Raw genomic sequence first — 23,441 nt, forward strand, 5'->3', positions numbered from 1 at the left:
GTGTTTGATGTTTTTAACAAAAGGCCGCCTTCGAGGCGGCCTTTTCTTTTGCGGAAGAGCTTTTAGATCAGTCGCTGATTCACCAGCCTCGCCACTGCCTGCGCGCGGTTGACGGCACCCAGCTTGCGCCGCGCATTGTCGACATGGAAGCGCACCGTCGCCTGGGCAATGCCGAGGATCACCGAGATTTCCCAGTCGGTCTTGCCCTCGGCGACGAGCGCCAGGCTGTCGCGTTCGCGCTCCGTCAGCCGGATCGCCGATGTCGGCGGCGGCGTGGTCAGCTCCATCAGCCTTTCGGTCAGAACAAGGCCCGCCATCTGGATGGCGAAGCGTTCGTCCTGTGAAAAATCCCGCTCGTGGAAGCCGAGATGCAGCGAGGCGATGACGCCGTCGGCGCCGTAGGAAGTGGCGCAGAGCGCATCATGGATGTCGGCCTCGCTGAGCGCATCCCAATAGGCGCCGAATTCCTTGTCGTCGCGCGGCGCGAAATCGCTGAAGCTGTAGCGCGTCCGGCTTTCGCGGATCGCCGTCAGCAGCGGGTTGCACTCCAGGCAGACATAGTCGAAGGCCGGGCTTCCCGGCCAATTCTCCGGCGCCAGCCGCGCGATGAAGCCGCCGGCCGCCCAATGGCTGGCCGAGGTCAGCGTCGCGGTCGGGCGCCGGTAGAGCCGCGTCTGCAGATAAGAGGCGCCGAGATCCTTCATCACCGTGAAGAATCTGACGCTGGCATCTTCAGCCGTCTGCGCCGCAAAGGCCGCTTCGGCATGCGCCATGATCTGTGACAGCATCGATCGAACCCCCGTCCGCTAGCCGCCCTGCAAGGTGACATGGCAGAGCAGCGCCGACAAGGCGGCTTGCGGTGCAGAGAGCCTGTCAACCCCACGTTTTCGAGAGGTTACCACGGCCGCCTGCTCGCTTATCAGAAAGGGCACGGCACAGCCTTACCCCTGCGGCAGGGAGGCTGAGGCCGGCATGATGTTTCTGCCCTTGCCACGCCGGTTCCTGAGCCTCGGCGTGGGGCCGGCCACTCGGTGCCCCAAAGTCAGCCTTGCGCTGACGCCGGGTGCCGGCCGTTTTCATTCTGTTTGGCTGGCGTTCATGGGGTCGCGAGCCGCCGCCGGATGCGCCCCGATTTGGGGCTGACCGACGCCACCACTGCGGCCAAGGAACCAGCCCGGGTGTGGGGGCCCTCGGGGCGCATTTCCGGCTTTCTTGACGCCGAACGACTGCACAGCTGATCGCACTCCATTGTTCGGCGGCAGGAGGCACGCTCGCCTGATCCCTGGCCCGGCTGGACGGATCGGCGGCAATTGCGCATGGTCCGAAAAACAGCCGGAATCGCGCCATGCAGGTCGCCGTCTTCATCCTGACCGTGCTCCTCTTCGTCGCCTTTTCCGGCGCGCTGGTGCGGCTGGTTCGGGTGCCGTTGCCGGTGCTTCAGATCGCCATCGGCGCGGCTCTCGCCTGGCCGGTGAAGGGCATCCATGTCGAGATCGATCCCGAACTGTTCCTGCTGGTGTTTATCCCACCGCTTTTGTTCGGCGACGCCTATGGCGCGCCCAAGCGTGAGCTGATCGCGCTACGCGGGCCGATCCTCGATCTGGCCATCGGGCTGGTCTTCTTCACCATTGTCGGCTTCGGCTATGCCTTGCACTGGATGGTGCCGAGCATCCCGCTGGTCGTCGCTTTCGCGCTCGCTGCCGTGCTGTCGCCGACCGACGCGGTGGCCGTGTCCTCGATCGTCGACCGGAGCCTGGTGCCGGCGCGGCTGATGCATATCCTGGAAGGCGAGGCGCTGCTCAACGATGCATCTGGCCTGGTCATGTTCCGCTTCGCCGTTGCGGCCGCCCTGACCGGCAGCTTTTCCTTCGTTGGCGCGTCGCTGTCTTTCCTCTATGCCGTCGCCATCGGCATCCTGGCCGGGGTGGCGGCCTTGTTCATCGCCGCCCGGCTGCTGCAGCTGTTGAACCGCATCGGCGGCGTACCGGCCGAGGTGCAGGTTCTGGTCATGATCCTGCTGCCCTTCATCGCCTATCTCATCGCCGAGCATCTGCATGCCTCGGGTATCCTTGCGGCGGTCACCGCCGGCCTGCTGACCGGCGGCTCCGGCGTGTTCCGCTTCCTTGGCGTTTCGGCCCGTATACAGACGATATCGCTGTGGGCCACTTTGTCCTTCACCTACAACGGCGCGCTGTTCATTGTGCTCGGCTTGCAGCTTCCCGACATCATTCGCCGCGTACCACCCGAGCTTACCGGCCAGTACCCGATCCTCCAGCCGATCATGACGGTGATTGCGCTGACGCTGTGCCTGATCGCGCTGCGCTTTCTCTGGATATGGGTCGGCGATATTGCGGCCGGCCTCAAGGCGCGCCTGCGCAAGCGCAAGGCCGAGCCGTTCGGCATGCGCGTGCGGCTTGCCGGCTCCGTGGCCGGCGTGCGCGGCGCCATCACGCTGGCCGGCATACTGTCGCTGCCGCTTGCCATGCCGGACGGCTCACCCTTTCCGGCGCGCGACCTGGTGATCTTCCTCGCCGCCGGCGTCATCATCTGCTCGCTCGCCATCGCCAGCGTGGCGTTGCCCAAGATAGGGCGCGGGCTGGTCGAACCGGGCGAGGATGAGGGCGCCATCGAGGAGCGTCTGGCCCGTGTCGGCGCCGCCAAGGCGGCGATCGCCCGCATCGAGAGCATGGCGGGCGCCAGCGACGACGACCAGGGCGAGGTGCCCGGCGCCCGGCTTGCCGCCGCGGAAAACATCGTTGCCGGCTATCGGCGCCGCATCGCCACCTCGGACGAGGCCGACGACGCCCGGGCCGAGGCGCGCGAGGCCGGGCGGCTGGAACTCGAAATGCGGCTTGCCGGCATCGAAGCCGAGCGCACCGCCGTGCGCGACATGTTCCGCAGCGGCGCGATCAACGACCATACGGCACGATCGCTGTTTACCGAGATCACGCTCACTGAAGCCTTGCTGCAGGGGCGGCAGGAGCGCAAATAACGGGTTCAGGGCCGCTCTGCCGCAAACCGGCCAGCAAATTTCGCGCCGCAAACGTGGCGAGGCCAAAACAACTGTGTTAATGGCGCGGCAATGCATGTCGCCTGGGGCTGCGCAGCGGTTTTGGGTGAAAGATATGCATAGGTAAATTGCCCCGAACCGGAGGATTTCAGGCCATGGCAACTGCAGCGGCAGCGTCGAACAAATTCGAATCCTTCTTCGAGACCACGCTTGCTGATGCCGATCCGGAGATTTTCGGCGCCATCCGCAACGAACTCGGCCGCCAGCGCCATGAGATCGAGCTGATCGCCTCGGAAAACATCGTTTCGCGGGCCGTGCTCGAGGCGCAAGGCTCGATCATGACCAACAAATACGCCGAGGGCTATCCGGGCAAGCGCTACTATGGCGGCTGCCAGTTCGTCGACGTCGCGGAAGAACTCGCCATCGAGCGCGCCAAAAAGCTGTTCGGCTGCAATTTTGCCAACGTCCAGCCGAACTCCGGCAGCCAGATGAACCAGGCCGTGTTCCTGGCGCTCTTGCAGCCCGGCGACACCTTCATGGGCCTCGACCTGAATTCCGGCGGCCATTTGACCCACGGCTCGCCCGTCAACATGAGCGGTAAATGGTTCAAGGTCGTCTCCTACGGCGTGCGCAAGGAAGACCATCTGCTCGACATGGATGCCATCGAGAAGACCGCGCATGAGACCAAGCCGAAGCTGATCCTGGCCGGCGGCACCGCCTATTCGCGTATTTGGGACTGGAAGCGCTTTCGCGAGATCGCCGATGCGGTCGGCGCCTATCTGATGGTCGACATGGCCCACATCGCAGGCCTCGTCGCTGGTGGCGTGCATCCCTCGCCATTGCCGCATGCCCATGTCGTCACGACAACCACGCACAAGTCACTGCGCGGCCCGCGCGGCGGCATGATCCTGTGCAATGACGAGGACATCGCCAAGAAGATGAACTCCGCGGTCTTCCCCGGCCTGCAGGGCGGCCCGCTGATGCATGTCATCGCCGCCAAGGCAGTGGCCTTCGGCGAGGCGCTGAAGCCGAGCTTCAAGCTCTATGCCGAGAGCGTTGCGGCCAATGCCAAGGCGCTGGCGTCGAGCCTCCAGGAAACCGGCCTCGACATCGTTTCCGGCGGCACCGACAACCACTTGATGCTGGTCGATCTCAGGCCCAAGAACGCCACCGGCAAGCGCGCCGAGGCAGCGCTCGGCCGCGCCAACATCACCTGCAACAAGAACGGCATCCCGTTCGACCCGGAAAAGCCCTTCGTCACCTCCGGCGTTCGTCTTGGCACGCCGGCCGGCACGACGCGCGGCTTCGGCCAGGCCGAATTCCGCGAGATCGGCAAGCTGATCGCCGAAGTGCTAGATGGGCTGAAGGTCGCCAATTCCGACGAGGGCAATGCCGCGGTCGAGGCGGCGGTGAAGGCCAAGGTCGTGGCGCTCACCGATCGGTTCCCGCTCTATCCCTATCTCGGTTGACCGCACGCCCCGCGTCGTCTTTTATCCCGCGCTCTGCGCCGCTCCTGTTCGGGCGGTGCGGTCTACTGGAGATTTGATGATGCGTATGTACCGTCCTGCCATTCTGGCGCTCTTCGGCTCGCTTGCGGCCTTCACTGTGTCGGGCGCCGTTGCCCAGGAGCAGACGCAGCCAAGCACGGATATTCCGGCCACCACCACCTTTGGCAGGTGGACCACCATCATCGATGCGCTCGACACCGGCCAGGATTCGCACAAGACCTGTGCGGCCTCGACGGCCTTCCTCGATGGCAGCGGCAATGCGGGCACGCTGACGCTTTCGATCTCGACCGGCGATGCTCTGCCGCCCGATGCCTATCCAGCCATCATGTTCTCGGTCGCCAACAAGGACCTGCCGACCGGCAAGAAGATCGCGGCCACCTTCGGCGACCCTGGCGTCAAGGTTTCGGCGACGGTCTATTCCAACGATGCCGTCGGCGGCCACCCGAGCTGGACGGTCGACAACCAGGCCAAGAGCAGCCTCGCTCTGCTGCGCGCCATGCGCCAGGTCATCTCGCTTGACGTGGCGTTCGGGAAGCAAGCTGTCGCCAGCATTCCGATGGATGGCTTCACCAAAGCCTACCGCAACCTCGGAACGTCCTGCGGCTTCTCGACCAAGGACGTCGCGCCCTGATGTATCTGGCGGCGCTGGCAATTTTCCTCGCGCCTCGCTATCTCTGAGGCACGAGCGGTCGTTGCCGAGCCTTTGCCCGCCCCGGCAAAAACCTCTAAGCCTCTCGTTCCGCCAGATTCGCCAACCCGAAGGCTCTCCATGCGCTGTCCCTATTGCCAATCCGAAGATACGCAGGTGAAGGATTCGCGCCCGGCCGAGGATGGCGCCGCGATCCGCCGGCGGCGCGTCTGCCCCGATTGCGGTGGCCGCTTCACCACCTTCGAGCGCGTCCAGTTGCGCGACCTCGTGGTGGTGAAGAAGTCCGGCCGCAAAGTGCCGTTCGACCGCGACAAACTGCTGCGTTCGGTCGAGATCGCGGTCCGCAAGCGCAATGTCGATCCCGAGCGCATCGACCGCGCCGTCACCGGCATCGTTCGCCAGCTCGAAAGCTCCGGCGAGACGGAAATCGCCTCGGGCGAAGTCGGCCGTCTGGTCATGGAGGCGCTGAAGTCGCTCGACGACGTCGCCTATGTCCGCTTCGCCTCGGTCTATCGCAATTTCCGCGAGGCCAAGGATTTCCATGACGTGCTGGGAGAGCTCAAAGGTGACGAGCTCAAGGGCGACGAGCTGAAGAGCGAAGAGGACGCCGGCTGAGCATGGCAGCGCCTGGCAAAGCCGAGCAGGAAGCTCTCGATCGCCGTTTCATGGCGGCAGCACTTCGGCTGTCGCGCCGCAATGCCGGCCGCACCTCGACCAACCCTTCGGTCGGCACCATCATCGTTCGCGATGACGGCGCTGGGCCGATGATCGTCGGCACCGGCGTCACCGCCGTCGGCGGCCGCCCGCATGCCGAGACCGAGGCGCTGGCCGAAGCCGGAGAGCTCGCGCGCGGCGCCACCGCTTATGTCACGCTGGAGCCCTGCGCCCACCATGGCCGCACCCCGCCTTGCGCCAATGCGCTGGTCAATGCCGGTGTGGCTCGCGTCGTGGGCGCCGCCAGCGATCCCGATCCGCGCGTTTCCGGCAAGGGCTACGCCATCCTGCGCGCTGCCGGTATCGAGGTGGTCGAAAGGGTGTTGGCCGCCGAAGCCGCCGATCAGATGGCCGGCTACCTGATTCGATCCCTGAAGAAGCGCCCGGAAGTGATTCTGAAGCTTGCGCTTTCCAGCGACGGCAAGATCGGCAGGCATGGCGCCGGCCAGGTCGCAATCACTGGCGAGGTCGCCCGGCGCGAAGTCTATCTGATGCGGGCCGAAGCCGACGGCATACTGGTCGGCATCGGCACGGCGCTGGAGGACGATCCGGCGCTCACCGTGCGGCTGCCGGGGTTGGAGAACCGCTCGCCGGCGCGCATCGTGCTCGACCGCCAGATCAGGCTGCCGGAAGCCTCGAAGCTGGTCTCCGGCATCGACCGGGTGCCGCTTTACGTCGCCGCTTGCCTGGAGGCCGACCCGCTGCGCCGCTCGGTGCTGGAGCGCGCCGGCGTGCGCTTCATCGGCACCGAAACCCATGAGGGCGGCGTCGCCCTGCCAGAACTGCTTGAGGATCTCGGCGCGCTCGGCATGGCCAGCGTTCTGGTCGAAGGCGGCGCCAAGGTGGCCAGCGCCTTCCTTGCCGAGGCGCTGGTCGACCGCATCGTGCTGTTCCAGGGGCCGGAAGCGATCGGCGAGGACGGCATTGCATCGCCCATCGACGCCAACCATATCCCGGCAGGCTTCCGCAAATTGCGCGACATGCGCTTCGGCGAAGACGGATACGCCGAATGGATAAGGGATTTCTGATGTTTACGGGAATTGTTACGGATGTCGGTACTGTCGCGGCCGTCAAGCCGTTGAGCGAAGGCGTCGGCCTGCGCATCGATACCGCCTATGACCCCGCGACCATCGCCATCGGCGCCTCGATCTCCTGCGGCGGTGTCTGCCTGACGGTCACGGCGCTACCGGATGGCGGCTCCAACGCCCGCTGGTTCGAGGTCGAGGCCTGGGAAGAGGCCTTGCGCCTGACGACGGCGTCAGGCTGGAAGTCAGGGACCAAGGTCAATCTGGAGCGGGCGCTGAAGATCGGCGACGAGCTCGGCGGGCACATCGTGTCCGGCCATGTCGATGGCATGGCCGAAATCGTAGAACGCAAGGACGAAGGCGATGCCGTGCGCTTCACTTTGGAGGCGCCGCGTCATCTGGCCAAGTTCATCGCGCCAAAAGGCTCCGTCGCGCTCGACGGCACCTCGCTGACCGTCAACAAGGTTGAGGGCATCCGCTTCGACGTGCTGCTGATCCACCATTCGCTGACCGTCACCACCTGGGGCGAACGCAAGGTTGGCGACAAGGTCAACCTCGAGATCGACACCATGGCCCGTTACGCGGCACGATTGGCGGAGGCGGCGAAAGAGGGGCTTTGAGCCACCCGGGGAAATTAGACCGGGCCTGAGCGTCGGACAAAGCTTGCGAATGCGGCCGCTTCGGCCTAAGTCACCGGCGACCCCCGGAGACATTTATGGCTGGCACATCCCAACACGGCAAAGCGTTCATCCGCCCGAAGAAGAAGGCCCACCTTCTGATCATCGAGGCACGTTTCCATGACGATCTTGCCGACGCGCTGCTCGACGGCGCGACGAACGCACTCGACGAAGCCGGCGCGACCTATGACGTCGTCACCGTTCCCGGTTCGCTGGAAATTCCGGCCGTGATCACTTTTGCGCTCGACGGCATGGGCGAAGGCGGCAAGGACTATGACGGTTTTGTCGCGCTCGGCGCCATCATCCGTGGCGACACCTATCACTTCGATATCGTCGCCAATGAATCGAGCCGTGCGCTGATGGATCTGTCGGTGCAGGAAGCGATCGCGGTCGGCAACGGCATCCTGACGACCGAGAATGATGCGCAGGCCTGGACGCGCGCCAAGCGCACGGAAGGCGACAAGGGCGGCTTTGCCGCGCGCGCGGCACTCACCATGATCGCGCTCAAAGAGCAACTGGGAGCGCAATCGTGAGCGAACCCGCTTCGCCCGGTCCGCGCCACGCCAACAAGCGTGGTGCTGCCCGTCTGGCCGCCGTGCAGGCGCTATACCAGATGGATGTGGCCGGCAGCGGCGTCTTCGAAATCACGGCGGAATACGAGGCGTTCCGGCTCGGCAAGGAAGTCGACGGCGCACTTTATCGCGAGGCCGACGCGCAGTGGTTTCGCGCCATCCTGACCGGCGTCGTCGAGAACCAGAAGACCATCGATCCGGTCATCCGCCAGGCGTTGACCGAGGACTGGCCGCTGTCCAGGCTGGATTCGACACTGCGCGCCATCCTGCGCGCCGGCGTCTATGAACTGATGAAGCGCGACGATGTGCCGGTGGCCGTTATCGTTTCGGAATATGTCGACATCGCCAAGGCTTTTTACGAGGACGAGGAGCCGAAGCTGACCAACGCCGTGCTTGATCGCGTGTCGCGCCGCGTGCGCGGCGAGGGGCGCGGCAAGGACGCATCGTGACCGATACCGGCGCGGCAGGGGACGCGCGCCGCACGGCGATCATCCTGGCGGCCTCGCAGGCGATCATCGGCTCTGCCGCGCCGATCGCCATATCCATGGGCGGGTTGGCCGGGCAATATCTGCTCGGCCCCGACAAATCATTGGCCACCGCACCCATCACCGGCTTCAACATCGGCGTGGCGCTCGGCGCGCTGCCGGCTGCCGCCATCATCCGCTGGCTCGGCCAGCGCGGCGGCTTCATGACCGGCACCATTGTCACCGCGCTTGGCGGCGTCATCTCGACGCTGGCGCTGTATCAGGCAAGCTTCTGGCTGTTCGCTTTCGCTCTGCTGGTGATCGGCGTCGGTGGCGCTTTCGTCCAGCAGTTCCGCTTCGCCGCTGCCGACAATGCGCCGCCCGAATTCAAGGCGCGCGCCATTTCCTTCGTGCTGGCCGGCGGCATCATCACCGCCATACTCGGGCCGCAGATCGTCATCTTCACCCGCGAATTGCTGGCGCCGGTGATGTTTGCCGGGTCGTTCGCGGCCATTCCCGTCCTGGCTGCCGTCGGGGCGGCCATTCTCTGGATGCTGCGCATCCCGGCCAAGGCTGCCGGCCACGCGGAAGTGGCGTCCAGCGACGCCCGGCCGCTCGCCGATATCGTCACCCGGCCGCGTTTCGTCGCGGCGCTGTTTTGTGCCGTCGGCAGCTATGCGCTGATGAGCTTCGTCATGACCGGTGCGCCTCTGGCCATGGTCGGCTGCGGCCTGTCGACGGACGACGCCACGCTTGGCATTTCCTGGCATGTGATGGCGATGTTTGCGCCGAGCTTCTTCACCGGATCGCTGATCCACCGCTTCGGCGCCGAGCGTATCGTCGCCGTTGGCCTGGTGCTGCTTGTCGGCTGCGCCGCGGTGGCGCTGTCGGGCCTGCATCTCTGGCAGTTCTGGACGTCGCTGATCCTGCTTGGCCTCGGCTGGAATTTCGCCTTCATCGGCGCCACCGCAATGGTCGCCGACAGCTACCTTCCGTCCGAAAAGAGCAAGGTGCAGGGCTTCCACGATTTCGTCCTGTTCGGCTCCGTCGCCTTCGCCTCGCTGATGTCGGGCGCCATCTACAATGCCTGGGGCTGGGAGATGCTGAACTGGCTGGTCTTCCCGGTCGTCGCCCTCTGCTTCGTCGCGCTGGGCGCGCTCAAGATGACGGGTATGCGCAAAGCCCGCGCCTGATCCTTGGACACCGCCTGTCAACATGGCGCCGGCCGAAATCGTGGCGACGGCACAAAATTATTGCGTCTGTGCCACTTGTTATGAAACCGTGTGCCCCGACGGGGCGTTGAAGCCATGCTCATATGCGGCCGCCGCATTCCGGTTCAAAGCAAGAGGTTTTCATAATGTTTTCAGTCAAGGTTCTGGCCAGCGCGGCATTGGCGCTCGGCATCACCGCGGCTACCGCCAATGCCCAGGTCGTCGTCTCCTCGAAGATCGACACCGAGGGCGGCGTGCTCGGCAACATCATCCAGCTTGTGCTGAACGCCAACAACATCAAGACCACCGACCGCATCCAACTGGGCGGCACGCCGGTGGTGCGCAAGGCGATCACCGCCGGCGAGATCGACATCTATCCCGAATACACCGGCAATGCCGCCTTCTTCTTCGAGAAGGCCGACGATCCGGTCTGGAAGGATGCCGCCAAAGCCTATGAGACCGCCAAGAAGCTCGACTACGACGCCAACAAGATCGTCTGGCTGTCGCCGTCGCCGGCCAACAACACCTGGGCGATCGCGCTGCGCAAGGAAGTTGCCGAAACCAACAAGCTGGCGACGCTCTCCGACTTCGGCAAATACGTTGCCGGCGGCGGCACGGTGGTTTTGGCCGCCTCCGCCGAGTTCGTCAATTCGGCGGCCGCCCTGCCGGCCTTCCAGACCACCTACGGCTTCGCGCTGAAGCCTGACCAGTTGATCACGCTCTCGGGCGGCGACACCGCGGCGACCATCGGCGCGGCCGCCAACCAGACCAACGGCGCCAACGCCGCCATGGTCTACGGCACCGATGGCGGCATTGCGCCGTCCGGCCTGGTCGTGCTTAACGACGACAAAGGCGTGCAGCCGGTCTACCAGCCGGCGCCGATTATCCGTGAAGCCGTGCTCAAGGAGCATCCCGAGATCGAGACGCTGCTGAAGCCGGTCTTCGCCAAGCTCGACCTCGTCACGCTGCAGGACCTCAACGGCCGCGTCCAGGTCGGCGGCGAGCCGGTCAAGGGTGTGGCTGAGGACTTTCTGAAGAAGAACGGGTTTTTGAAGTAGTCAGCGCACCGAAAGGTGACGTTGGTGCCAAGCACCCCCCTCTGTCCTGCCGGACATCTCCCCCTCAAGGGGGGAGATTGGCAGTTGCTGCGTCCCACTTCTTTCTGCACCGCTGGAGATTGGCGAAAGCCGACGCGAAATCTGATCTCCCCCCTTGAGGGGGAGATGGCCGGCAGGCCAGAGGGGGGTGCCTCGCGCGGAGCTTTCCATCCTGCATCCCGCTCAGAGCACACCGCTCCGCACGAGTGGGCCTCATGACCCTCCGGTTCGACAAGCTCGGCGTCGTCATCGCGGCGATCGTTGCCTATGCCGCGTTCTTCGCTTCCTTCGCCACTTTCCGCGCCAACCGCATCGTGCCCGGCGAGGCGCGTTCGATCCTGGAGGCATTGCCCCCCACGATAGGGCCGCTGCTGCTGGCGATTGTCGTCGTGGCCGCAATTGTTGCGTTGCTGAAAACGCCGCTTGTCCTGCGCCTGGCGGCAAGCGTCGTGGCACTTGCCGCCCTTGCCATTTTGATCGGCGTTGCCGGCACCTTCCTGACGCCGGCGGGCAACACCTTTGCCCGAATCTCGCCGGCCTCCGGCTTCTGGCTGTTGATCTTCGCTTTCACGCTGCTTTTGGCCGATGTGCTGACCAGGCTGAACCTGTCGCCTCTGGCTCGCGTCGGCGTGCTTGTCGCTGCGGCCATCGCGATCGGCCTGCTGTTGGTCTCCGGGCAATGGGACAGCCTGTCGATCCTCAAGGAATATGCCAACCGCGCCGACAGTTTCTGGGCCGAAGGCTCCAAGCACATCACGCTGGCGCTGGGTTCGCTGGCGGCCGCCGTGATCGTCGGCCTGCCGCTCGGCATACTGTGCCATCGCGTCGAGCGATTGCGCGCCGGCGTGCTCAATGTGCTCAACATCGTCCAGACCATTCCCTCGATCGCGCTGTTCGGCCTGCTGATCGCGCCGCTCGGCTGGGTCGCAGCCCACGTGCCGGGCGCTGCAGCGCTCGGTATCAGAGGCATCGGCACCGCACCCGCCTTCGTCGCGCTGTTCCTCTATTCGCTGCTGCCGGTGGTGGCCAACACCGTGGTCGGGCTTGCCGGTGTACCGCGGGCGGCCAATGATGCCGCGCGCGGCATGGGCATGACCGATCGCCAGCGCCTGTTCGGTGTCGAGTTTCCGTTGGCCTTTCCGGTCGTCCTGACCGGCATCCGCATCGTGCTGGTCCAGAACATCGGCCTCGCCACCATCGCAGCACTCATCGGCGGCGGCGGCTTTGGTGTGTTCGTGTTCCAGGGCGTCGGCCAGACCGCGATGGACCTGGTGTTGCTCGGCGCCGTGCCGACAGTGGCGCTGGCCTTCGCCGCGGCCATCATCCTCGACGCCATCATCGAAATGACCGCCACCAAGCGCAGGGTTGAAACGGCATGATCGAGATCGAAGGCATTACCAAGCGCTATGACGCAACGACCGTGGTGGACGACGTGTCGATGGTCATCGAGCCGCGCACGGTCTGCGTCATCGTCGGCACCTCCGGGTCGGGCAAAACGACACTGCTCAGAATGATCAACCGGCTGGTCGAGCCGACCGCCGGCGTGATCAAGCTCGACGGCAACGACAACCGCTCGCTTCCCGGCTACGAGCTGCGCCGCAGCATCGGCTACGCCATCCAGGGCCACGGCCTGTTCCCGCACCGCACGGTGGCGCAGAACATCGCCACCGTGCCGGTGCTGCTCGGCTGGGACAGCGCGCGCATCAAGTCCCGTGTCGCCGAGCTGATGACGCTCTACCAGCTTGACCCCGAGGCGTACGGACCGCGCTACCCCCACGAATTGTCCGGCGGCCAGCAGCAGCGAGTCGGCGTCGCCCGCGCGCTCGCCGCCGAGCCCAACGTGCTTCTGATGGACGAGCCGTTCGGCGCGCTCGACCCGATCATCCGCACCAAGGCCCAGGAGGATTTGCTGGCGATCCAGAAGCGCTTCGGCACCACTATCATCCTTGTCACCCACGACATGGAAGAGGCGGTGCACATGGGCGACAAGATCGCGGTCATGGATGCCGGAAAGCTGGTGCAATATGCCAAGCCGGAAGAGATCCTGGCGCGGCCTGCCAACGCTTTCGTCGAAACCCTGGTCGGCGCCAGCGAAAAGCCGTTCCGGCTTCTGTCACTCGGCCGCGTGCGCGACGCCGTGGAGAAGGGCACCGCCGAAGGCGAGGCGATCCCCGGCGAGGCCAGCCAGCGCGATGCGCTGGCGGAGCTCTTGTGGTCGGGCCGGCCGGCACTGCCGGTCAAGGGCGAAGACGGCAAGCCGCTCGGTCGCGTTACCGTCGACGGGCTGGTCAAGCGCGCGGCGAGGCCGGCATGAAAGCCTGGTTGCCTTCGCTGCTCAGGCTGGCCCTGGTGGTGCTGCTCATTGCCTTCGTCAGCAATCCCGGCTGGTTCGAGCCGCTGTTGAAGCCGCTGACCGAAAACAATGCGCCGGCGATCTACAATCAGGGCAGCCTGCTGACGCTGACGCTGCTGCATCTCAGAACTGTGCTGATCGCCACTGTGGCCGCCACCATCGTCGCCGTTGCGCTTGCCATCCTCGTCACCCGGCCGGCCGGCGCCGAATTCCTGCCGCTGTCACGCAGTCTGGTCAACATCGGCCAGACCTTTCCGCCGGTTGCGGTGCTGGCGCTGGCTGTGCCCGCCGTCGGCTTCGGCGAGAAGCCGACGCTGATCGCACTGTTCCTCTACGGCCTGCTGCCGATCTTCGAGAACGCGCTGACCGGGCTGACGACGCTGCCGGGCAATGTCATGGAGGCTGCGCGCGGCGCCGGCATGACCGGCTGGCAAAGACTGATCAAGGTCGAACTGCCGCTCAGCGCTCCGATCATTCTGGGTGGTATCAGGCTGTCGGTGGTGATCAGCCTGGCCACCGCGACGATCGGCTCGACGGTTGCCGCCAAGACGCTGGGCGAGGTGATCATCGCCGGCCTGTTGTCCAACAACCTCGCCTTCGTCCTGCAAGGCGGCCTGATCGTCGCGGCGCTGGCGGTGCTGATCTATGATGGCCTATCGGCGGTCGAACGCTACACCGCGGGCCGCATGGGGCAGGGGACCGGCGACTGACCTTCCGCCGGATTGCACGTCATGACTGACTGACGCAACGTCATTTCAATCGATCTAATAGCAGGGCGGCGGCGACCGGACTGTTCTGGTCTAACCCTTTTGGCTGAAAGCCGGGCAAAAACCGAACAATATCTTGACGTTCCGAGCCCTGTTTCGCATACACCGCTGCGAAGGACGGATTCCGCCTAGGCTTTATCCGCTCCCCGCACCAACGGCCCAGGGAGGGGTTCTTTTGGGCCACCAATCGAGGAAAATTCGGCAATGACCATCCTATACGCCGTCATCGCCTGCGGCTTGCTTTCAATCCTTTACGCCATTTGGGCGACACGATCGGTTCTTGCGGCCGATCAGGGCAATGCACGCATGCAGGAAATCTCCGCCGCCATCCGCGAGGGTGCGCAGGCCTATCTGGCGCGCCAGTACACCACCATCGCCATGGTCGGCGTGGTCGTGCTCATTCTCGCCTGGTGGCTGCTTTCCATCACCGCAGCGGTCGGCTTCCTGATCGGCGCCGTGCTGTCGGGCGCCGCCGGCTTTATCGGCATGCACGTCTCGGTTCGCGCCAATGTGCGCACCGCGCAGGCTGCGTCCAACAGCCTTGCCGCCGGCCTCGACATCGCCTTCAAGTCGGGCGCCATCACCGGCATGTTGGTGGCGGGCCTGGCGCTGCTCGGCGTCTCGATCTACTACCTGATCCTGACCGGCCCGATGGGCCTGCAGCCCAATGACCGCATCGTCATCGACTCGCTGGTCTCGCTCGGCTTCGGCGCTTCGCTGATCTCGATCTTCGCCCGTCTCGGCGGCGGCATCTTCACCAAGGGCGCCGACGTCGGCGGCGATCTCGTCGGCAAGGTCGAAGCCGGTATTCCCGAAGACGATCCGCGCAACCCGGCCACCATCGCCGACAATGTCGGCGACAATGTCGGTGACTGCGCCGGCATGGCCGCCGACCTGTTCGAAACCTACGCGGTGACCGTTGTCGCCACCATGGTTCTCGGCGCCATCTTCTTCGGCGGCACCGCCGTCCTGGGCGCTGCGATGCTCTATCCCCTGGCCATCTGCGGCGCCTGCATCCTGACCTCGATCGTCGGCACCTTCTTCGTCAAGCTCGGTTCCAACGGCTCGATCATGGGCGCGCTCTACAAGGGCCTGATCGTCACCGGCCTGCTGTCGATCGCCGGCCTCGCCGTCGCCACTTCGGTATGCCTCGGCTGGGGTGAAATCGGCACCGTCGCCGGCATGGCCATTACCGGCAAGAATCTGTTCATCTGCGGCCTGATCGGCCTCTTGGTGACCGGCCTCATCGTGGTGATCACCGAATACTACACCGGTACCAACAAGCGCCCGGTGAACTCGATTGCCCAGGCTTCGGTGACCGGCCACGGCACCAACGTCATCCAGGGTCTCGCGGTCTCGCTGGAATCGACCGCGCTGCCGGCCATCGTCATCGTCGGCGGCATCATCTCGACCTACCAGCTTGCCGGCCTCTACGGCACGGCGATCGCGGTCACCACCATGCTCGGCCTTGCCGGCATGATTGTCGCGCTCGACGCTTTCGGCCCGGTCACCGACAATGCCGGCGGCATTGCCGAAATGGCCGGCCTGCCCAAGGAAGTACGCCACTCCACCGACGCGCTCGACGCGGTCGGCAACACCACCAAGGCGGTGACCAAGGGATATGCCATCGGCTCGGCCGGCCTCGGCGCGCTGGTGCTGTTTGCCGCCTATTCGAACGATTTGAAGTTCTTTGCCGCCAATGGCGACAAATATCCCTACTTCCAGGGCATGGGCGACATCTCCTTCGATCTCTCCAACCCTTACGTCGTCGCCGGCCTGATCTTCGGCGGCCTCATCCCGTACCTGTTCGGCGGCATCGCCATGACGGCCGTCGGCCGCGCGGCGGGCGCCATCGTCGAGGAAGTGCGCAAGCAGTTCCGCGAGGACCCGGGCATCATGGCCGGCACCTCCAAGCCGAACTATGCGCGCGCCGTCGACCTTCTGACCAAGGCGGCGATCCGGGAAATGATCATTCCCTCGCTGCTGCCGGTGCTGGCGCCGCTCGTCGTCTATTTCGGCGTGCTGCTCATCTCTGGCTCGAAGGCGTCCGCCTTTGCAGCGCTTGGCGCCTCGCTGCTTGGCGTCATCGTCAACGGCCTGTTCGTCGCCATCTCGATGACCTCGGGCGGCGGCGCCTGGGACAACGCGAAAAAATCGTTCGAGGACGGTTTTGTCGACAAGGACGGCGTCAAGCACCTCAAGGGTTCCGAAGCGCACAAGGCTTCGGTCACCGGCGACACCGTCGGCGATCCCTACAAGGATACCGCCGGTCCGGCGGTCAACCCGGCGATCAAGATCACCAACATCGTAGCGCTTCTGCTGCTGGCCGTGCTCGCGCACGGCTGAGGCAAAACAACTGCTCCAGGAAAACCCGCGGGAGCGATCCCGCGGTTTTTTTGTTTGAGAGTGCTGGACGGAGGCGGGAAAGCCTTCCTAGTTCTCATCCGGCTCGGCGCCGGCATCGCCGCGCTTGCGGTAGCGATCGAGCAATTCGCTTACGCCAGGCTCGCGCTCAGGCATCGGCGCCAGGCCACGCAGGTGCCGCAGCTGGGCAACGAAGGCGCCTTGCTTGTGCTTGCGGCGGAAGGCGCGGGCGCGGGGATGGATGCCAAGAGCCGCCATCAGCCTGCGCCTGAAATAGCTCGACGCCGCCAGCTGAATGGGTTCTCGCGCGTGGCCAAGGATGTTCACGCGCAAGGCGTCCGGCGCCTGCATGGCGTCCAGAAGGTCCTTCTGTTCCTGCGCATTGTCGTCGAGATAGGAACCTTGGCGGATGCCGGAATGCAGCTTGATTACGGTGAGGTGCGGCATCGTCGCGATCACCGCGCCCTTTCGCCATGCCTGAAACAGCCAGTCCTGCGAACTTTCGCAAAAGCACTGGCTGGCCGGTCGCCAAGGCCCTGTGATGCCTAGCGAGGTCCGGCGCACCATCTGTGCCGAGCCAAATGCTTCCGTCGTGACGGGATCGTAAAAGCCGTCTTTGCCGAATCCGAAGATCGAATTGACGGGATCGCCGGCCGCCGATGCCGGCCGAATGACGGCGCCGCGCGCCAGCACCACGTCGGCGCCCGTCGCGTCGATCCAGCCGGTCATCGCCGCCAGATGGTCGGGAAACCACAGATCGTCGTGGTTGAGCAAAGCGACGAAGCGGCCACGCGCCCTGGCAAAGCCGATATTGTTGGGTCCCGACTGTTCGCCGAAATTGACGGGGAGGTCGATATAGACGATGCGGGCATCGCGAAATTCTGCGGCGACGGCCGCCGTATCCGGCTTGCAGCCATCGCCGATGACCAGGGCCTCCCAGTCCTGCAGCGTCTGGCGCATGACGCTGGTCAGCGCCTGCCGCAGTGCTGCCGGCCGGTTGTGCGTCGCGATGAGGACCGAGACCATCGGCGTGCCGCCAGCCCCATCAGGTTGCCCGGATGCCCCCACGCTACACCAGTTTGTAGGGAATATGGTCGGTGTCCGGCGGCAGGCGCCAGTGATCAGGCTGATCGTAGGCATAAGCCTTGTCGACGAGATTGAGCAGCACCGCCGTTTCCGCTCCAATCGAAGCAACGCCGTGCCATATGCCGGGCGGAATGATGACCACCGCAGGGCGCAACGGGCCGAGGATCTTGTGCCAGACGGCGCCAAAGGTCGGCGAGGCCTTGCGCCCATCGAAAAGCGAAATGCGAACGCTGCCGACGCAGCAGAACAGCCGGTCGATGGTCTCTGCATGGGCATGCCAGCCTGTCACCGCGCCGGGATACAAGGTGCGCTGGAATACCTGGCCGACCGGTTCGGAATCGAGCTCCCACTCCTCGCGGAAAATCTCGGTCAGATAGCCGGTGGAGGTTGCGACCGGCCTGATCTCCTTGACCCTTACGCCATCGATCGCCACCGGCTCGATGGGCATCCAGTCCGGCGTCACCACTTGGCCATCGGCCGTCCCGGTCGCCATCCAGCCGGTTGGTTTTGTCCGGTTTTTGTCTTGCACGGGTGCTCCCCCAATTCAGCGTGATACTGCCATTGGCCAGCACGGTCTGATACGAATTTGCCCCGTCGCTGGCAAGTATGCGTCCAGGTTTGCAGATGGGTTTCGACCTCGCTGCATTTGACGTTTCTGACAGAGTCGAAGGGCCGCATTGCCCAAAACATCGTTCCGTCCAGCCCAAGCAACCATGCTTTTCGCCGGCAATTTGGCACGACACCGTCCGAAGCGCGGCGGGGCGCGACGGACGAGCAGGCCTCATGACATCAAAACAAAAGCCCGCAGGATTGCTCCTACGGGCTTTTGGTCGCCTGAGATGGTGTTGCCTCCGGGGAAGCAAGGAAAGAATGTCGAGTGAGTTCCTAGGCGCCGCCGCCAGGAACGGGGGGCGTGAACTTGCTGGCGCCGTTGATGATCTGGCTGAGGAAGTTCTGGTCTTTGCCGCCGGTTGGCGTGGTGCGCGAGATGAAGTCGAACATCTTGCCGTCCTTCAGGCCGTAATTGGCGATCTGGGTGACGCGCCCGTCCTCGCCGAAATAGACCGCCAGCACTTTCTGGTCGACCAGGCGCGGCTTGTCGAAGGCGACATAGCGCTTGCGCGTCTGCGAGATGTAATAGAAGGCCTCATTGTCGAAGGTCGCCGTCGTCGACGGCGTGCCGAGCGCCAGAAGCACCTGTTCGCGGCTGGAGCCCACCGGCACCGAGTCGACCGCCTGCTGGTCGATGACATAGCCCTGCGTCAGCGTCTCGCTCGGGCTAAGGTCGCCGAACATCTTGGACGAATTGCAGCCTGACAGCGCGGAAGCCACCAACACCAGCGAAACCGCCGCGGTAGCCCCGGGCAGAAAAGTCGACTTGAATTTCAGCGCGCGCAACAACAACTCCATTAGCTGGCCGCAACTTGCGCTGGGCGGCAAAACCGGTAAACCAGCTTGCTTGCCGATGCAACAAGGCCCATTCAAACTATCGGTCCCCAGGAGACCACCCTCAATGTTCCAGCGCCTTTTTGGCCGCGAACGCAACGCCAACCGCGCTATCACCGAGGCGCTTTACGCACAAATCGTGGCAGCGGCGCGGCAGACTGTGTTTTATTCCCACTGGAATGTACCGGACACGCCACTCGGCCGTTTCGAGATGCTGTCGCTGCACATGTTCCTGTTTCAGCACCGGCTGCGCGGCCAAGAGGGCGTCGCGCAAGAGGTCGCGCAGGTGCTGATCGACGAGTTCTTTCTCGATGTCGAGCATTCGTTGCGGGAACTGGGTGTTGGCGATGTCGGCGTGCCGAAACGCATGAAGAAGCTGGCGAAAATGTTCTACGGCCGTACCGCTGCCTATGATGACGCGCTTGAACGCGGTGACGGCGATGCGCTGGCTACCGCCCTGGCGCGCAATGTCAGGCCCGACGCCGGCGCCTGGCCGCAAGCCCTGCCGCTAGCATCCTATGTGATCGATGCAGCAAAGCAGCTTGAGGCACAGACGTCCGAATCGATCCTCTCCGGCACGGTGGCGTTTCCCGTCGCCAAGGTACAATGAAGGCGGGCGCAATGATGAGGGAAGGCAGGGAGGCTGAGATGAAACATGCAGACACGCCGAGCCCAGTGTCATTCAAGGCCAATGTCGGTCGCCTGCCGCACAAAGGCCTGCCTGTGGTGATCGACGCCAACGCCGAGCAGCGCGCCGCCCTTGCCGCCGAGCACGAGCTGCTCTCGGTCGAAAACTACCGCGCCGAGCTGCTGGTGGCGCCGTGGAAGCGCAACGGCGTCAAGGTCAGCGGCCGTGTCGAGGCTGATATCACCCAGGCCTGCATCGTCACTCTCGAGCCGATCGCGGCCCATATCGACGAGGAGGTCGAGGCGCTGTTCCTGCCGGAGCAATCCAAGCTCGGACGGGAAGGCTTCGAAGGCGGCGGCGAAATTCTGCTCGACGCCGACGGGCCGGACGGCCCGGAAACCTTTTCCGGCGACACGATCGATGTCGGCGCGCTCGCCGAACAGTTCTTCGGGCTGGCGATCGATCCCTATCCGCGCAAGTCCGGCGCCTCGCTCGAGGCCGCCGGCCCGGATGAGCCCGTCGAGAACGAATTCCAGCAAAAGCTGCGATCCTTGCTTAGAAAATCCTAAAACACGATGCGATCGGAGAAAAGTCGGTTGTGCGGCAGCCCAAAACCGCTATTTTCGCCGAACCTTCGCGAGCCCCCTTATTTCGCGAGTTTCGTATTTCGCGGGCCGTGTGCCCTGGCCCAAGCTAGTGAGATAAAGACCGCGTGATCAGGATTTCCATCGATGCCATGGGTGGCGATCACGGGCCAAACGTGGTCATCCCGGCACTCATGACGGTCGCTGTCAGGCGTCCCGACATCCGCTTCATCATCTATGGCCGCGAAGAGGTGGTGCGCCCCGAGCTCGCCAAATTCCCCAAACTGGCCGAGGTCAGCGAGTTCCACCATTGCGAGATCGCGGTCAGGATGGACGACAAGCCGAGCCAGGCACTGCGCCATGGCCGCTGGAAGTCGTCGATGTGGAAGGCGGTCGAAGCGGTCAAATCAGGCAGCGCGCAAGCGTGCATTTCGGCCGGCAATACCGGCGCGCTGATGGCGATGTCGAAATTTTGCCTGCGCACCATGGCCACCATCGACCGCCCGGCGATTGCGGCGATCTGGCCGACGCTGCGCGGCGAGAGCGTGGTGCTGGACGTCGGCGCCACGATCGGCGCCGATGCGCACCAGCTGATCGATTTCGCCATTCTCGGCACCGGCATGGCGCGTTCGGTGTTCGGCATCGACCGGCCGAAAGTCGGCCTGCTCAATGTCGGCGTCGAGGAGATCAAGGGCCAGGAAGAGGTCAAGGAAGCCGGGCGCATGCTGCGCGAGGCCAATATGGCTTCGATGAATTATCACGGCTTCGTCGAGGGTGACGACATCGGCAAAGGCACGGTCGATGTGGTGGTCACCGAAGGATTTGCCGGCAACATCGCGCTGAAGACGGCGGAAGGCACGGTGCGCCAGATCTCAGGCTATCTGCGCGCCGCCATGAGCCGCACGCTGATGGCCAGGATCGGCTATGTCTTCGCCAAGGGCGCCTTTGACCGCTTGCGCGAAAAGCTCGATCCGGGCCGCTCCAATGGCGGTGTCTTCCTGGGTCTGAACGGCATCGTGGTGAAAAGCCATGGCGGCGCCGATTCGGATGGTTTTGCGGCAGCGATCGAGCTTGGCTACGATATGGTGCGCAACAATCTGATCGACCGCATCGAGGCCGATCTCGATCTGTTTCATGCGCGCAATCCGCATGCCCAGGCAAACAGGAAAGCCGACGCCGCCGTCGACGCAAAGGAATAGGAAAGACACTTTGATCAGATCAGTCGTGCGCGGCACCGGTGCCRTATCGCCGCCGATGACGAGACGACGGCATCGCTCGGCGAGGCGGCCGCGCGCGCTGCGCTCGACAGCGCCGGCCTGACGCCCGCTGACATCGACCTGATCGTGCTGGCGACGTCGACGCCCAACAACACCTTTCCGGCGACCGCCGTCGAGATCCAGAACCGGCTCGGCATGCATCACGGCTTTGCCTTCGACATGCAGGCGGTGTGCTCGGGCTTCGTCTATGCGGTGACCACCGCCGACCTCTACATCAGAGGCGGCCTCGCCAAGCGCGTGCTGGTGATCGGCGCGGAGACGTTTTCGCGCATCCTCGACTGGAGTGACCGCTCGACCTGCGTTCTGTTCGGTGACGGCGCCGGTGCGCTGGTGCTGGAAGCGGATGAAGGCACCGGCGGCATTGCCGACCGTGGCGTGCTGGCGATGAGCCTGCGCTCCGACGGCGTCCACAAGGACAAGCTGTTCGTCGATGGCGGCCCGTCGACCACCGGCACGGTCGGGCATCTCAGGATGGAAGGCCGCGAAGTGTTCAAGCACGCTGTCGGCATGATCACCGACGTCATCGAGGCAACGTTTTCGCAGGCCGGTATCACCGCCGCCGACCTCGACTGGTTCGTGCCGCACCAGGCCAATAAACGCATTATTGACGCTTCGGCCAAGAAGCTCGGGATTGCCGAACAAAAGGTGGTGGTCACCGTCGATTTGCACGGTAACACGTCGGCTGCTTCCGTGCCGCTGGCTCTCTCAGTGGCGGTCGCCGACGGCCGCATCAAGAAGGGTGATCTGGTGCTGCTCGAGGCGATGGGCGGAGGTTTCACCTGGGGCGCGGTTCTGGTCCGCTGGTAAGTGCCGAACTGGCTGGTTCGGTCCTTGACCTTGCCGGATCAATTACTTAGGCTCTGCCTTTGCTTGTATCGATTTATGTTTTTGAGCTGATGGGACGGTCGCATGGGGGGAAAGACACTTACGCGCGCCGACCTTGCCGAAGCTGTTTACCGCAAGGTCGGTTTGTCGCGCACGGAATCGGCTGAGCTTGTCGAAGCGGTTCTGGATGAGATTTGCGAAGCGATCGTTCGCGGCGAGACGGTGAAGTTATCGTCCTTTGCGACGTTCCACGTCCGCTCGAAGAATGAGCGCATCGGGCGCAACCCGAAGACCGGCGAGGAAGTGCCGATCCTGCCGCGCCGGGTGATGACCTTCAAGTCGTCGAACGTGCTGAAGAGCCGCATCTTACGCTCACACCAGAACAGCAAGGCCAAGGGCAGCAAATAGGCTCCGGAGCAATTCCAGGAAAAGTGTGAAGCGGTTTTCCGTCCGGGATTGCGTGAAGGATGCACGAAGCTGGTTGAAAACGGTGGTCCTCTTTGACGCCGGGCTTGAATGTTGTCTCATAAACCGCTGAAATAAAGCTCGATTCGGCACAATGAGCCGGATCGCCGTCCAGCGTGAGGATTTCGCCCATGGACAAGAGCCCCGACGCTTTCCGCACCATCAGCGAGGTTGCGGAGGATCTCGATCTGCCGCAGCACGTGCTGCGCTTCTGGGAAACCCGTTTCAACCAGATCAAGCCGATGAAGCGCGGCGGCGGCCGTCGCTATTACCGGCCACAGGATGTCGAACTGATCAAGGGCATCCGCCACATGCTCTACGACCAGGGCTACACGATCAAGGGCGTGCAAAAACTGCTGCGCGAGAACGGCAACCATTTCCTCGTCGCCATCGGCAATGGCGACATGGCTGCCGTCGAGGCGATCTCGCAGCGCAAGCAGGCCGATCAGGTGCCGCTGACGCCGGCAGCGCAGCCGCGCGGCATGGATGACGAGATGCTGGTCGGCCAGCCCAAGGTAAAACCCAGCCGCCGTTTTTTCGGCCTGGGCAAGACCGAGGAGGAAGGTCCGGTCCAGCCCGGCGCATCCAAACTGTCACGCGACAACCGCGCCTTGCTGCAGGAGGCGCTGTTCGACCTCCTGGAGTGCAAGCGCCTGCTCGACCAGGTGCGCTAGACCTCTAGGCGATTGACAGGCCCAAGCAAAATCGGAACCGGTTCT

At 64.3% G+C, this 23,441-nt stretch carries 23 protein-coding genes and 1 pseudogene; 20 read left to right on the forward strand and 4 right to left on the reverse strand.

The genetic code is table 11. From position 1 onward, the window contains the following. Nucleotides 1-62 precede the first annotated feature (62 nt). Complete coding sequence (locus AC1DYC_RS03875) at nucleotides 63-788, reverse strand: helix-turn-helix transcriptional regulator (RefSeq protein WP_477404123.1); 726 nt, start codon at nucleotides 786-788, stop codon at nucleotides 63-65. A gap of 557 nt (nucleotides 789-1,345) precedes the next feature. Here AC1DYC_RS03875 and AC1DYC_RS03880 point away from each other — a divergent pair. From AC1DYC_RS03880 to AC1DYC_RS03945, 14 genes are all read left to right on the forward strand, one after another. After that, nucleotides 1,346-2,992: a Na+/H+ antiporter gene (locus tag AC1DYC_RS03880; protein ID WP_477404125.1), complete on the forward strand. Its 1,647-nt coding sequence runs from the start codon at nucleotides 1,346-1,348 to the stop codon at nucleotides 2,990-2,992. Nucleotides 2,993-3,165: 173 nt separating this feature from the next. After that, the gene (gene glyA, locus AC1DYC_RS03885) at nucleotides 3,166-4,479 is read left to right on the forward strand and encodes a serine hydroxymethyltransferase (RefSeq protein ID WP_477307512.1); all 1,314 of its coding nucleotides are present in this window, start codon (nucleotides 3,166-3,168) and stop codon (nucleotides 4,477-4,479) included. Between the two features lie 79 nt (nucleotides 4,480-4,558). Further along, complete coding sequence (locus tag AC1DYC_RS03890; protein WP_477408159.1) at nucleotides 4,559-5,149, forward strand: hypothetical protein; 591 nt, start codon at nucleotides 4,559-4,561, stop codon at nucleotides 5,147-5,149. Between the two features lie 138 nt (nucleotides 5,150-5,287). Next, entirely contained in the window at nucleotides 5,288-5,782 is a 495-nt protein-coding gene (gene nrdR, locus AC1DYC_RS03895) for a transcriptional regulator NrdR (protein WP_023669351.1), read from the forward strand. 2 nt (nucleotides 5,783-5,784) lie between these two features. Further along, nucleotides 5,785-6,909 carry a bifunctional diaminohydroxyphosphoribosylaminopyrimidine deaminase/5-amino-6-(5-phosphoribosylamino)uracil reductase RibD gene (ribD, locus tag AC1DYC_RS03900; protein ID WP_477404127.1) on the forward strand — a complete coding sequence of 375 codons (1,125 nt, stop codon included), beginning with the start codon at nucleotides 5,785-5,787 and terminating at the stop codon, nucleotides 6,907-6,909. Beyond that, nucleotides 6,909-7,526 (forward strand): riboflavin synthase, encoded by a 618-nt coding sequence (locus tag AC1DYC_RS03905; protein WP_477408161.1) that lies wholly within the window; start codon nucleotides 6,909-6,911, stop codon nucleotides 7,524-7,526. The genes ribD and AC1DYC_RS03905 overlap by 1 nt, the downstream gene beginning before the upstream one ends. Before the next feature lie 95 nt (nucleotides 7,527-7,621). Next, nucleotides 7,622-8,116, forward strand: a complete 495-nt coding sequence (gene ribH / locus AC1DYC_RS03910; RefSeq protein ID WP_477404129.1) for a 6,7-dimethyl-8-ribityllumazine synthase — start codon at nucleotides 7,622-7,624, stop codon at nucleotides 8,114-8,116. After that, a complete protein-coding gene (gene nusB / locus AC1DYC_RS03915; protein WP_477307501.1) occupies nucleotides 8,113-8,604 on the forward strand; it encodes a transcription antitermination factor NusB in 492 nt (163 codons plus the stop codon). Before ribH ends, nusB begins: the two co-directional genes overlap by 4 nt. Then, a complete protein-coding gene (locus AC1DYC_RS03920; RefSeq protein ID WP_477404131.1) occupies nucleotides 8,601-9,812 on the forward strand; it encodes an MFS transporter in 1,212 nt (403 codons plus the stop codon). Before nusB ends, AC1DYC_RS03920 begins: the two co-directional genes overlap by 4 nt. Before the next feature lie 164 nt (nucleotides 9,813-9,976). Next, complete coding sequence (osmF, locus tag AC1DYC_RS03925; protein ID WP_477404133.1) at nucleotides 9,977-10,888, forward strand: glycine betaine ABC transporter substrate-binding protein OsmF; 912 nt, start codon at nucleotides 9,977-9,979, stop codon at nucleotides 10,886-10,888. Between the two features lie 254 nt (nucleotides 10,889-11,142). Continuing rightward, nucleotides 11,143-12,306 carry an ABC transporter permease gene (locus AC1DYC_RS03930; RefSeq protein ID WP_477404135.1) on the forward strand — a complete coding sequence of 388 codons (1,164 nt, stop codon included), beginning with the start codon at nucleotides 11,143-11,145 and terminating at the stop codon, nucleotides 12,304-12,306. After that, nucleotides 12,303-13,241 carry an ABC transporter ATP-binding protein gene (locus AC1DYC_RS03935; protein WP_477404137.1) on the forward strand — a complete coding sequence of 313 codons (939 nt, stop codon included), beginning with the start codon at nucleotides 12,303-12,305 and terminating at the stop codon, nucleotides 13,239-13,241. Before AC1DYC_RS03930 ends, AC1DYC_RS03935 begins: the two co-directional genes overlap by 4 nt. Beyond that, nucleotides 13,238-13,990, forward strand: a complete 753-nt coding sequence (locus AC1DYC_RS03940) for an ABC transporter permease (RefSeq protein WP_477404139.1) — start codon at nucleotides 13,238-13,240, stop codon at nucleotides 13,988-13,990. The genes AC1DYC_RS03935 and AC1DYC_RS03940 overlap by 4 nt, the downstream gene beginning before the upstream one ends. Before the next feature lie 261 nt (nucleotides 13,991-14,251). Further along, nucleotides 14,252-16,393, forward strand: a complete 2,142-nt coding sequence (locus AC1DYC_RS03945) for a sodium-translocating pyrophosphatase (RefSeq protein ID WP_477301659.1) — start codon at nucleotides 14,252-14,254, stop codon at nucleotides 16,391-16,393. 87 nt (nucleotides 16,394-16,480) lie between these two features. Here the strand turns inward: AC1DYC_RS03945 and AC1DYC_RS03950 are convergent, their stop codons facing one another. The 3 genes from AC1DYC_RS03950 to AC1DYC_RS03960 form a co-directional block, all read right to left on the reverse strand. Continuing rightward, the gene (locus AC1DYC_RS03950) at nucleotides 16,481-17,437 is read right to left on the reverse strand and encodes a glycosyltransferase family 2 protein (RefSeq protein ID WP_477404141.1); all 957 of its coding nucleotides are present in this window, start codon (nucleotides 17,435-17,437) and stop codon (nucleotides 16,481-16,483) included. Between the two features lie 43 nt (nucleotides 17,438-17,480). Continuing rightward, complete coding sequence (locus AC1DYC_RS03955; RefSeq protein WP_477288967.1) at nucleotides 17,481-18,026, reverse strand: dTDP-4-dehydrorhamnose 3,5-epimerase family protein; 546 nt, start codon at nucleotides 18,024-18,026, stop codon at nucleotides 17,481-17,483. Between the two features lie 356 nt (nucleotides 18,027-18,382). Next, complete coding sequence (locus AC1DYC_RS03960; RefSeq protein WP_477404143.1) at nucleotides 18,383-18,895, reverse strand: outer membrane protein assembly factor BamE; 513 nt, start codon at nucleotides 18,893-18,895, stop codon at nucleotides 18,383-18,385. A gap of 115 nt (nucleotides 18,896-19,010) precedes the next feature. Between AC1DYC_RS03960 and AC1DYC_RS03965 the strand changes: the two genes are divergently transcribed. The 6 genes and pseudogenes from AC1DYC_RS03965 to AC1DYC_RS03990 all read left to right on the forward strand — a co-directional run bounded on the left by AC1DYC_RS03965 (nucleotide 19,011) and on the right by AC1DYC_RS03990 (nucleotide 23,396). After that, the gene (locus tag AC1DYC_RS03965) at nucleotides 19,011-19,553 is read left to right on the forward strand and encodes a ubiquinol-cytochrome C chaperone family protein (protein WP_477404145.1); all 543 of its coding nucleotides are present in this window, start codon (nucleotides 19,011-19,013) and stop codon (nucleotides 19,551-19,553) included. A gap of 38 nt (nucleotides 19,554-19,591) precedes the next feature. Beyond that, nucleotides 19,592-20,140, forward strand: coding sequence for a YceD family protein (locus AC1DYC_RS03970; protein ID WP_477404147.1), 549 nt, complete (start codon nucleotides 19,592-19,594; stop codon nucleotides 20,138-20,140). Nucleotides 20,141-20,283: 143 nt separating this feature from the next. After that, nucleotides 20,284-21,354 carry a phosphate acyltransferase PlsX gene (plsX, locus tag AC1DYC_RS03975; RefSeq protein ID WP_477404149.1) on the forward strand — a complete coding sequence of 357 codons (1,071 nt, stop codon included), beginning with the start codon at nucleotides 20,284-20,286 and terminating at the stop codon, nucleotides 21,352-21,354. Between the two features lie 24 nt (nucleotides 21,355-21,378). After that, a pseudogene (locus AC1DYC_RS03980) lies at nucleotides 21,379-22,239 on the forward strand (beta-ketoacyl-ACP synthase III); the annotation flags it as partial. 102 nt (nucleotides 22,240-22,341) lie between these two features. After that, nucleotides 22,342-22,665, forward strand: coding sequence for an integration host factor subunit alpha (locus tag AC1DYC_RS03985; RefSeq protein WP_477242842.1), 324 nt, complete (start codon nucleotides 22,342-22,344; stop codon nucleotides 22,663-22,665). Nucleotides 22,666-22,853: 188 nt separating this feature from the next. Next, the gene (locus AC1DYC_RS03990) at nucleotides 22,854-23,396 is read left to right on the forward strand and encodes a MerR family transcriptional regulator (protein WP_142868005.1); all 543 of its coding nucleotides are present in this window, start codon (nucleotides 22,854-22,856) and stop codon (nucleotides 23,394-23,396) included. Nucleotides 23,397-23,441: the final 45 nt, after the last annotated feature.

The sequence above is a fragment of the Mesorhizobium sp. P2_E7 genome (assembly GCF_056403855.1).

Excerpts from the sequence above, each read along its gene's own strand:
- AC1DYC_RS03875 (WP_477404123.1), bottom strand. The coding sequence starts at position 788 with ATGCTGTCACAGATCATGGCGCATGCCGAAGCGGCCTTTGCGGCGCAG.
- AC1DYC_RS03880 (WP_477404125.1), top strand. The coding sequence starts at position 1,346 with ATGCAGGTCGCCGTCTTCATCCTGACCGTGCTCCTCTTCGTCGCCTTT.
- glyA (WP_477307512.1), top strand. The coding sequence starts at position 3,166 with ATGGCAACTGCAGCGGCAGCGTCGAACAAATTCGAATCCTTCTTCGAG.
- AC1DYC_RS03890 (WP_477408159.1), top strand. The coding sequence starts at position 4,559 with ATGCGTATGTACCGTCCTGCCATTCTGGCGCTCTTCGGCTCGCTTGCG.
- nrdR (WP_023669351.1), top strand. The coding sequence starts at position 5,288 with ATGCGCTGTCCCTATTGCCAATCCGAAGATACGCAGGTGAAGGATTCG.
- ribD (WP_477404127.1), top strand. The coding sequence starts at position 5,785 with ATGGCAGCGCCTGGCAAAGCCGAGCAGGAAGCTCTCGATCGCCGTTTC.
- AC1DYC_RS03905 (WP_477408161.1), top strand. The coding sequence starts at position 6,909 with ATGTTTACGGGAATTGTTACGGATGTCGGTACTGTCGCGGCCGTCAAG.
- ribH (WP_477404129.1), top strand. The coding sequence starts at position 7,622 with ATGGCTGGCACATCCCAACACGGCAAAGCGTTCATCCGCCCGAAGAAG.
- osmF (WP_477404133.1), top strand. The coding sequence starts at position 9,977 with ATGTTTTCAGTCAAGGTTCTGGCCAGCGCGGCATTGGCGCTCGGCATC.
- AC1DYC_RS03930 (WP_477404135.1), top strand. The coding sequence starts at position 11,143 with ATGACCCTCCGGTTCGACAAGCTCGGCGTCGTCATCGCGGCGATCGTT.
- AC1DYC_RS03935 (WP_477404137.1), top strand. The coding sequence starts at position 12,303 with ATGATCGAGATCGAAGGCATTACCAAGCGCTATGACGCAACGACCGTG.
- AC1DYC_RS03940 (WP_477404139.1), top strand. The coding sequence starts at position 13,238 with ATGAAAGCCTGGTTGCCTTCGCTGCTCAGGCTGGCCCTGGTGGTGCTG.
- AC1DYC_RS03945 (WP_477301659.1), top strand. The coding sequence starts at position 14,252 with ATGACCATCCTATACGCCGTCATCGCCTGCGGCTTGCTTTCAATCCTT.
- AC1DYC_RS03950 (WP_477404141.1), bottom strand. The coding sequence starts at position 17,437 with ATGGTCTCGGTCCTCATCGCGACGCACAACCGGCCGGCAGCACTGCGG.
- AC1DYC_RS03965 (WP_477404145.1), top strand. The coding sequence starts at position 19,011 with ATGTTCCAGCGCCTTTTTGGCCGCGAACGCAACGCCAACCGCGCTATC.
- AC1DYC_RS03970 (WP_477404147.1), top strand. The coding sequence starts at position 19,592 with ATGAAACATGCAGACACGCCGAGCCCAGTGTCATTCAAGGCCAATGTC.
- AC1DYC_RS03985 (WP_477242842.1), top strand. The coding sequence starts at position 22,342 with ATGGGGGGAAAGACACTTACGCGCGCCGACCTTGCCGAAGCTGTTTAC.
- AC1DYC_RS03990 (WP_142868005.1), top strand. The coding sequence starts at position 22,854 with ATGGACAAGAGCCCCGACGCTTTCCGCACCATCAGCGAGGTTGCGGAG.